We start from the raw sequence: 5884 nt of genomic DNA, 5'->3' as shown, positions 1-5884 counted from the left end.
CTAAAGTTTTTATGGTGTCATATAATGTTTCTCCTGAGGTGGTAATTTCATCAACAACGCCATATACTTCGTAATCAGCAGAAATAACACCTCTAAATATTTGAAGGTACTTAATCTTGTTGTCATTATGAGTAATATCAACTGACAGCATTTGTCCTGGCATTTTATGCCCTTCGCCCGCAACGACCAGAGGTAGCCCAAGCTGATGTGCAATTAGTTCTGCAAATATTAACCCCTTGTCTGCAATACCAATAACCTTGGTTACACCTTTTCTATTGAAATGTGCAGCGATATTATTTACGTCCGACAATATTTGGGGCATGTTTAATAAATATTCGCTATAATCAATTATTGGGTATCCCTTGTATTGACGCGAGCTGTCTATTACGAATAAAGGTGGAGTGCTTATTATTTTATTGTTCATATTTAAGTATCGTTATAATTTTTAAGAATTCCCAGTAAACTTAAATTACTTGTAAATAATTTTTATGCTTAAAATAAAAAGAGCAAGGATAAGAGCGAAAAAGTTAGGAATAATAATTGGTAGTTCATTTAACATTATTCCATAAAGCATCCAAAGAAAAACTCCTATGGAAAAGAAAGAGTACATTATTAAGGACAAATCTTTGGCAGACTTTGATTTCCATACTTTAATCGCTTGAGGCAAAAAAGAAATAGTTGTTAGAAAGCCAGCCATAATTCCAATGATTGTTTTAAGTTGCATGATTTGTATTATAAAGCCGAAAGTAAATAGTGAATAGTGAATAGTGAATAGTGAATGGTGAATGGAAAAAACCAGTTGACTCTTTATTTATATGTGTTACTATTTGTAGTAACATGAATTATAATATAAGGCCGATAGCTAAAAGATGGATTGCAGATTTTGATACACCTTTATCTTTGTTTTTGAAGGTAGGCGGTGATCAGTTGCTAGAGTCTGTTGAGCAGGGTAAGTATGTTGGGCAGCATTCAATTATTGGTATTGGGAAAAGAACAATCATTGAGTTTAAGGGAAAAGAAGTTACTTTCAAGTTTTATAAAAACAAAGCTATTTATAAGACCAATAGCTATAAATCAGACAATCCTTTAAATGAAGTTAGAAAATATTTTGCTAAGTTTACAGTTCAAGAAAGTAAGGGTCTTCCCCCATTTTGGGGTGGAGCAATTGGTTTCCTTGGGTATGAGACAGTTCAATATTTTGAAAATATTGATGTAAAACCAGACAAAGCCACTTTGCCTGACGGACTGCTTGTTATTCCAGAGGTAGTGTTAATCTATGATGCTGTCGAGCGAGTGGTTACTGCTGTTGTGCCTGTTTCCGAAGAAGAAAATAGTCCAAATGAGAAAGAAGCAAAAATCCTATTAGAAGATATAGGAAAAAAACTTAACTCTTCATTTACGGTAGATTTAAAAGGGGTAGAACATAGCGATACTATTATTAATTCTAATTTTGATGAACAATCATTTATTTCAATGGTTGAGAAAGCGAAGGAACACATTTCCAATGGAGATATAATTCAGATTGTACTTTCTCAAAGATTTAGTATAAAAACACAAGCTAGTCCTTTTCAGTTATATCGTATCTTAAGAATGATGAATCCTTCTCCTTATTTATTCTTTTTGAATATGGGAGATTTTCAAATAATTGGATCCTCGCCAGAAGTTATGGTTAGGTCTCAAAACGGGGAGGTTTTACTTAAACCGATAGCCGGAACGCGAGTCAGAGGCAAGAGCTTAGCAGAGGATATAGAGCTAGAGAAAGACCTCTTAAGCGATCCTAAAGAGTTAGCGGAACATCTTATGTTGGTTGATTTAGGTCGGAATGATTTAGGTCGGATTGCAGAGCCAGGTTCAGTAGAAGTTGTGGATTATCAAACAATTGAAAGATATTCTCATGTGATGCATATAGTTTCTAGCATAAAAGCCAAATTGGATAAAAAGTATGACGTGTTTGATATTATCAAAGCAACTTTTCCCGCGGGAACACTATCGGGGGCACCGAAAGTAAAAGCAATGGAGTTGATTTCTAAATTTGAAGTTGATAGAAGAGGTCCCTATGGTGGGATGATTCTTAATTTAGGCTATAACGGCAATTTGGATTCTTGCATTACGATTAGAACAATTATCTTGAAAGATGGCGTCGCTTCTGTTCAAGCTGGGGCAGGGATTGTTTATGATTCTATTCCGAAGAATGAATATCAAGAAACTATTAATAAGGCCAAGGCATTACTCAAGACAATAACTGAAGGGCTTAAAATAAATGATACTTATTGTAGATAACTATGATTCCTTTACATATAATATTGCTCAATATTTTTTAAGGTTGGGATGCGAAGTTTTGGTAAAAAGAAATAATGAAATAAGTTTGGATGAAATAAAGAGACTTAATCCCTCCCATCTTGTTTTATCTCCAGGGCCAGGCAGACCTGATGAGGCAGGGATATGTTTAGAGGTAATAAAAGAATTTAAAGGACTTAAGCCAATTTTGGGTATATGTTTGGGTCATCAAGCAATCGGGCAGTTTTTTGGAGCAAATATTATTAAAGCTAAAAATATTTGTCATGGAAAAATTGATGAGGTAGCCATTAACGGAGTAGGTATTTTTGAAGGATTGCCTCCTAAGTTTAAGGCAACAAGGTATCATTCTTTAGTTATTGAGGAAGCAACATTATCTTCAGATTTAGAAATAACAGCTAGAACATCTGACAATGAAATAATGGGTGTTAGGCACAAAAATTTTGCGATAGAAGGAGTTCAATTTCATCCTGAATCAATAGGTTCAGAATATGGGATGGATATTTTAAATAATTTCATAAAGCCCCCAAACCCCCTGAAGGGGGCTTATGATGAATTTGTTAAGTATAAATTTCTTGCTTCAACATTCAGTGGAGAAAAAGCAGTTATCAATTCATCAAATAAATTTATGTATTCTATGTTAGAGGTGAAAGCAAAAGAGATGAGAAAAAACCCAACAACTTCAGAGAAAACTATATGGGATCACCTTAACTCTAAGAAGCTAGGATATAAGTTCAGACAGCAACATGTCGTTGATAAGTTTATAGTTGATTTTTTGTGTGTAAGACAGAAGCTAGCAATAGAGATTGATGGAAAAATTCATGATGGGCAGATAGAAAGAGATAAGGAACGAGATATAATCTTAAATAATTTAGGTATAAACATATTAAGGTTTACTAATGATGTTGTAATAAATAATATTGATTATGTTGTGGATGTTATAAAACAAAAATTAAACGATTTAAATAAGGAAGTCCCCCTTTAGGGGGATTTAGGGGGCTTAAATTTATGAAAAAACTATTAGGTAAAGTAATTGATAAACAAGATTTAACAGAAGAAGAATCAATGAAGGTTATGGGGTACATTACCTCAGGTGAGGCGAGTAATATTTTCATAGCTTCGATGCTGACGGCTTTGAGAATGAAAGGTGAGACAGCAACCGAGATAACTGGATTTATCAAAGTAATGCGTGAAAAAGTAAGTAGAATTCACGTAAAAACTACTTCTCCTATATTGGATATAGTGGGAACGGGTGGAGATAATGCCAACACTTTTAATATTTCAAGTTTATCTGCAATCGTTGCTGCTGGTGCAGGAATTACTGTGGCCAAGCATGGTAGCCGTTCAGTAACATCCAAATGTGGTTCGGCTGAAGTGTTTGCGTCGCTTGGAGTTAATCTGGAGGCAGGACCAAAAGTCCTTGAACAGGCACTTAGGGATGTTGGTATAGCGTTTTTGTTTGCACCTGGTCTTCATCCAGCCATGAAACATGTTATGCCAGTTAGGAGCGAATTAAAGATTAGGACTGTTTTTAATATTTTAGGTCCATTAGCCAACCCAGCCTTTGCGGATACAATGGTTGTTGGTGTTTATAGTGCAGAATTAACAAGATTATTTGCCGAGGTCCTTCGTAATGTAGGGGTGAAAAGAGCATTTGTGGTGTATGGTAATGATGGAACAGACGAGATATCTTTAACAACCACAACCAGAGCTGTATCACTTATAGATGGAGAGTTAAAAGAAGTAATTATCAATCCAGCTGAGTATGGATTTTCGCTTGTTGTAGCAAGTGAGTTAAAAGGTGGAGACCCTGAGCAGAATAAAGAAATTGCTCTTTCAATCTTAAGCGGTGAGGGTGGTCCCAAAAGAGAAATTGTTGTTCTTAATGCTGGCGTGGCAATTGCTTTGTGTTTACCCAAAGTAGATATTAATGAGGGCATTGAACTTGCCAAAGAATCGATTGATTCAGGTCACGCATTGCAAAAACTAAACGAGCTGATAGAGATTACCAATGGATGATATTTTAGCAAAAATTACTAGCCAAATTGCTTCGGAAGAAAAAGCTTTTTTTGATGCATTTGATAGTGTAAAAGTTACTTTAACGAGGAAAGACAAGCCATTACAAGTTTTGAGTGATGAGTTTTTTTTAATAGCGGAATGCAAAAAAGGTAGCCCCTCTAAAGGAATAATAGTTGATGATTATGCTCCTGTTGAGTTAGCAAAGAAATATGAAAAAGCAGGAGCCTCGGCTATTTCTGTTTTGACTGAAAAAAATTATTTTCATGGTGCAAAAAAACATTTATCAATGGTTAAGTCTGCCGTCAATATTCCTGTTTTAAGAAAAGATTTTATTATTCACCCTTATCAAGTATACGAAGCATATGAGCTTGGTGCTGATATTGTTTTGCTGATTGTTGCTTGTTTAGATAATGACAAATTGCATGAATTGCAGGAGTTGATTATAAGTTATGGAATGACGCCGCTGGTAGAAGTTCACAATGAAGAAGAGCTGGAAAGAGCGTTAGCAATTAACCCGACTTTGGTAGGAATTAATAACCGTGACTTAAAGACGTTTAAAGTGGATGTTGAAACATCCTTTAGGTTAAAAAAGTTAATTCCAGATAGAATTAAAGTCGTTAGTGAGTCTGGAATAAAAAATAATGCAGTTGTCAAAAGGTTAAAAGATGCTGGGTTTTTTGGTGCACTTATCGGCGAATCAATTTTAGTTAGTAGTGACGTTAGGGTGAAGATTAATGAACTGATGGGAGTTAGAGGAATTAAGATTTGTGGAATTACTAATAAGCAGGATTTTGATGCTCTTTCGGCTTTAGGAGTAGATTATTTGGGCTTTATTTTTTATGAAAAGTCTCCTAGGTATGTGTCTTCGAGTAAGGTTGCTGAATTTACTAATAGTAGAGTAACAAAAGTAGGAGTTTTTGTTAATGAAACGGCTGATAGAATAAGAGAAATATATAGCCAAGCTAGCCTTGATGTTGTCCAGCTTCATGGGGAAGAGTCGGTAGATTTTTGTGAGAGTTTAGGTCTGCCTTATTGGAAAGCAATTCGAGTTAAAGACGAGGCTTCATTAAGAATTATAGATAGCTTCCCAAAGAATACTAAGTTTTTATTAGATTCTTTTGTCAAAGATAATCATGGTGGTACTGGGCAGAGTATTGCTGTTGAGTTAATAAAAAAAGCATTAGATAAGACAAAGAATATAATTGTTGCCGGTGGAATTGGGACGGAGAATATTGCAGAAATATTAACGTTGCCTCATCTTGAGGTGGACGTGAATAGTTCAGTTGAGCTTAGCCCAGGCAACAAAGATGTAGTAAAATGTAGCGAAGTTATTGCAATAGCGAAAGGCAAAAAGAAATGAACTCATATTTTGGACAATTTGGAGGACGCTTTGTCCCCGAGATGCTTATTCCCGCTTTGGATGAGTTAGAAAGATGCTACGAGGAAGCTATTGTTGACGATAAATTTCAAACAGAACTAACGGGTTTATTGAATAATTATGTGGGGAGACCTTCTCCCTTGTATTACGCTGAGAATTTAACACGTATACTGGGTGGAGCAAAAGTCTATT

At 35.3% G+C, this 5884-nt stretch carries 7 protein-coding genes and 1 pseudogene; 6 read left to right on the top strand and 2 right to left on the bottom strand.

Annotated features, from left to right (window positions below; translation table 11 throughout):
- Both PHF25_08370 and PHF25_08365 read right to left on the bottom strand, forming a co-directional pair.
- A partial coding sequence (locus PHF25_08370) for a phosphoribosyltransferase (GenBank protein ID MDD4528030.1) occupies nt 1-424 on the bottom strand: 424 nt, incomplete at its 3' end.
- Between the two features lie 45 nt (nt 425-469).
- Entirely contained in the window at nt 470-724 is a 255-nt protein-coding gene (locus tag PHF25_08365; GenBank protein MDD4528029.1) for a SemiSWEET transporter, read from the bottom strand.
- A 113-nt stretch (nt 725-837) separates the two neighbouring features.
- Between PHF25_08365 and trpE the strand changes: the two genes are divergently transcribed.
- The 6 genes and pseudogenes from trpE to PHF25_08335 form a co-directional block, all read left to right on the top strand.
- Nucleotides 838-2280, top strand: coding sequence for an anthranilate synthase component I (gene trpE, locus PHF25_08360; protein ID MDD4528028.1), 1443 nt, complete (start codon nt 838-840; stop codon nt 2278-2280).
- Nucleotides 2261-2815: pseudogene (locus PHF25_08355) on the top strand (aminodeoxychorismate/anthranilate synthase component II). The gene trpE and the pseudogene PHF25_08355 overlap by 20 nt, the downstream one beginning before the upstream one ends.
- A 117-nt stretch (nt 2816-2932) precedes the next feature.
- Nucleotides 2933-3280: a DUF559 domain-containing protein gene (locus tag PHF25_08350; protein MDD4528027.1), complete on the top strand. Its 348-nt coding sequence runs from the start codon at nt 2933-2935 to the stop codon at nt 3278-3280.
- A 23-nt stretch (nt 3281-3303) separates the two neighbouring features.
- Nucleotides 3304-4314 (top strand): anthranilate phosphoribosyltransferase, encoded by a 1011-nt coding sequence (gene trpD, locus PHF25_08345; GenBank protein ID MDD4528026.1) that lies wholly within the window; start codon nt 3304-3306, stop codon nt 4312-4314.
- A complete protein-coding gene (gene trpC / locus PHF25_08340; protein ID MDD4528025.1) occupies nt 4307-5674 on the top strand; it encodes an indole-3-glycerol phosphate synthase TrpC in 1368 nt (455 codons plus the stop codon). Before trpD ends, trpC begins: the two co-directional genes overlap by 8 nt.
- On the top strand, nt 5671-5884 hold a 214-nt coding region (locus PHF25_08335), incomplete at its 3' end, for a tryptophan synthase subunit beta (protein MDD4528024.1). The genes trpC and PHF25_08335, both read left to right, overlap by 4 nt.

The sequence above is a fragment of the Candidatus Margulisiibacteriota bacterium genome, from assembly GCA_028706105.1.
GTDB lineage: Bacteria > Margulisbacteria > Riflemargulisbacteria > GWF2-35-9 > DYQY01 > DYQY01.
Note: the sequence above shows the minus strand (reverse complement) of the source record. Positions and strands in the feature narration are given on the sequence as shown.

Bases quoted from the DNA above. Each gene is read 5' to 3' on its own strand.
- PHF25_08365 (MDD4528029.1), bottom strand. From the start codon at position 724: ATGCAACTTAAAACAATCATTGGAATTATGGCTGGCTTTCTAACAACT.
- trpE (MDD4528028.1), top strand. From the start codon at position 838: ATGAATTATAATATAAGGCCGATAGCTAAAAGATGGATTGCAGATTTT.
- PHF25_08350 (MDD4528027.1), top strand. From the start codon at position 2,933: ATGTTAGAGGTGAAAGCAAAAGAGATGAGAAAAAACCCAACAACTTCA.
- trpD (MDD4528026.1), top strand. From the start codon at position 3,304: ATGAAAAAACTATTAGGTAAAGTAATTGATAAACAAGATTTAACAGAA.
- trpC (MDD4528025.1), top strand. From the start codon at position 4,307: ATGGATGATATTTTAGCAAAAATTACTAGCCAAATTGCTTCGGAAGAA.